Source organism: Pseudonocardia acidicola (assembly GCF_012911935.1).
GTDB lineage: Bacteria > Actinomycetota > Actinomycetes > Mycobacteriales > Pseudonocardiaceae > Pseudonocardia > Pseudonocardia acidicola.
In genome coordinates, this window is the sequence record NZ_JAAXLA010000154.1 from 1 (window position 1) to 2,268 (window position 2,268).

Below are 2,268 nucleotides of genomic sequence, written 5' to 3' on the forward strand. Positions count from 1 at the left end.
ACCGCCCTGGACAGCTGGGTGCACGACTACAACACTCGACGCGCCCACTCCGCCCTCGGCGGCCGGCCCCCGGCCACCCGACTCGCCGCATGACCGTCAACAAGGTGCCGGGTCACTACAGCTAGTGCCCGCCCAGCTCGGCGTACCGCGGCTTGATCACGTCGGTGATCAGGGCGAGCCGCTCGTCGAAACCGATGAACGCCGACTTCATCGCGTTGACCGTGAACCACTGCAGGTCGTCCCAGCCGTAGCCGAAGGTGTCGACGAGCGCGGCCATCTCCGAGGTCATCGAGCAACCGGACATCAGCCGGTTGTCGGTGTTCACCGTGACCCGGAAGCGCAGCTTGGTGAGCAGCCCGATGGGGTGCTCGGCCAGCGAGGGCGCCGCCCCGGTGTGCACGTTCGACGTCGGGCACATCTCGAGCGGTATGCGCGTGTCGCGCACGTACGCGGCGAGCAGGCCGAGCTTGGCGGTGCCGTCGGAGGCGACCGTGATGTCGTCGACGATCCGGACGCCGTGGCCGAGCCGGTCGGCCCCGCACCACTGGATGGCCTCCCAGATCGACGGCAGCCCGAACGCCTCCCCCGCGTGGATCGTGACGTGCGCGTTCTGCTGGCGGACGTACTCGAACGCGTCGAGGTGCCGGGTGGGCGGGAAGCCCTTCTCGGCGCCGGCGATGTCGAAGCCGACCACCCCGACGTCGCGGTACCTCACCGCCAGCTCGGCGATCTCCCGCGAGCGCGCGGCGTGGCGCATCGCGGTGAGCAGGCAGCCGATCCGGATGCTGCGCCCGGCCGTCGCGGCCCGGGCCGTGCCGATCCGGAAGCCCTCCAGCACCGCCTCGACGACCTGGTCGAGGTCGAGACCCTGCTCGACGTGCAGCTCGGGGGCGAAGCGCACCTCGGCGTAGACGACGCCGTCGGCCGCCAGGTCCTCGGCGCACTCCGCGGCCACCCGGGCCAGCGCCTCCGGGGTCTGCATGACGGCGACGGTGTGGCCGAAGGTCTCCAGATACCGCACCAGCGAGCCCGAATGGGCCGCGCCGAGGAACCAGCCGGCCAGTTCCTCGGGGTCGCGCGTCGGCAGCGCGGTATAGCCGATGGCGTCGGCCAGCTCGACCACGGTGGCCGGGCGGAGACCGCCGTCGAGGTGGTCGTGCAGCAGGACCTTGGGTGCGTCACGGATGTTCTCGACGCTCAGCGGCGCGGGCACCGTGCCACGCTAGAACACGTCTGCGACCAGCCCGAATCGGGCGATGAGTGCCGCCCGGACGGTGCAATGGTGACGCCCTGTTGGGCGATGTGAGGGACTCGCTACTCTCTGTGCGCTACCCATCCGGCTCAGAGGAAGCACCACGTGCCATGAGCGATAACTCCACCCTGTCGTTCGACCGGATGCGCGGCATGCTGATGCGCGCTGCCGAGATCCGCGACAGCGAGCAGCAGCAGATCTTCGACTCCCTCGACGAGATCCACGCGCGCCTCACCGCGCTCGACGCGCTCGGCGCGGTACGCAAGCGGCTCACCGAGCTGCCCGACCGAACCGAGGTCAGCGTGCTGGCCGAGCGGCTGGACGAGACCGTCGCCAAGCTCGACGCCCAGGACGCGGCGCTGGCCGCGGTCGCCCGGGCGATCGAGTCGCTGCCCGACAAGCTGGCCAAGCCCTTCGCGCAGCTCGACGGGCGCCTCGACGGGATGGCCGGGCGGCTCGAGGGGGTCTCCGGCCGGATGGACGGCCTCGACGACCGGCTGGGTGGTCTGCACAAGCGCCTCGACGACCTGGACAACCGCCTCGACCGGCACGAGATGCGCCTCGACGCGATGCCCAACGCCGTCTCGACCCCGATCAAGGAACGCATCGACGGCGTCGAGCGGATGGTGCGCGAGCAGCTCGACGGCGCCCTGCGTTCCTTCGAGGAGACCGGCGACGGCCTGCGCAACCTGCTCGGCGACACCAGCGTCGGCCTGCACCGCAGGCTGGAGGACCTCGCGGCGCGGCCGGCCGTCGACCCGACCGAGACCCTCGACGCGCTCGCGGCGCGGCTCGAGGCCCTCGCCGAGAGGCTGGAGGGCGTCGCGGGCCGGGTGGACGCCGTGGAGGAGGGGCTCTCCGGCCGTATCGGCGCGCTCACCGGCTCGCTCGACAAGAGCCTTGGCAAGATCGACGCCGCGCTGGGCAGCCGGCCCGACACCGCCGTGGTCACCGAGCTGGTCGCCAAGGCGCACGAGGACTCCGAGCGGCGCAACGCCGCTCAGCTCGACGAGGCC

General features: G+C 71.7%; 3 protein-coding genes. 2 read left to right on the plus strand and 1 reads right to left on the minus strand.

Going from position 1 to position 2,268, the window contains the following annotated elements; translation table 11 throughout:
- Positions 1-6: 6 nt before the first annotated feature.
- Positions 7-93 carry an integrase core domain-containing protein gene (locus HF526_RS34325; protein ID WP_420821637.1) on the plus strand — a complete coding sequence of 29 codons (87 nt, stop codon included), beginning with the start codon at positions 7-9 and terminating at the stop codon, positions 91-93.
- A 28-nt stretch (positions 94-121) separates the two neighbouring features.
- Here HF526_RS34325 and HF526_RS34330 read toward each other — a convergent pair whose 3' ends face one another.
- The gene (locus HF526_RS34330; RefSeq protein WP_169385816.1) at positions 122-1,213 is read right to left on the minus strand and encodes an adenosine deaminase; all 1,092 of its coding nucleotides are present in this window, start codon (positions 1,211-1,213) and stop codon (positions 122-124) included.
- Positions 1,214-1,362: 149 nt separating this feature from the next.
- On the opposite strand from HF526_RS34330, the gene HF526_RS34335 reads away from it, so the two are divergent.
- Positions 1,363-2,268, plus strand: a 906-nt coding sequence (locus HF526_RS34335) for a PA containing protein (protein WP_169385817.1), incomplete at its 3' end; no start/stop codon positions are given.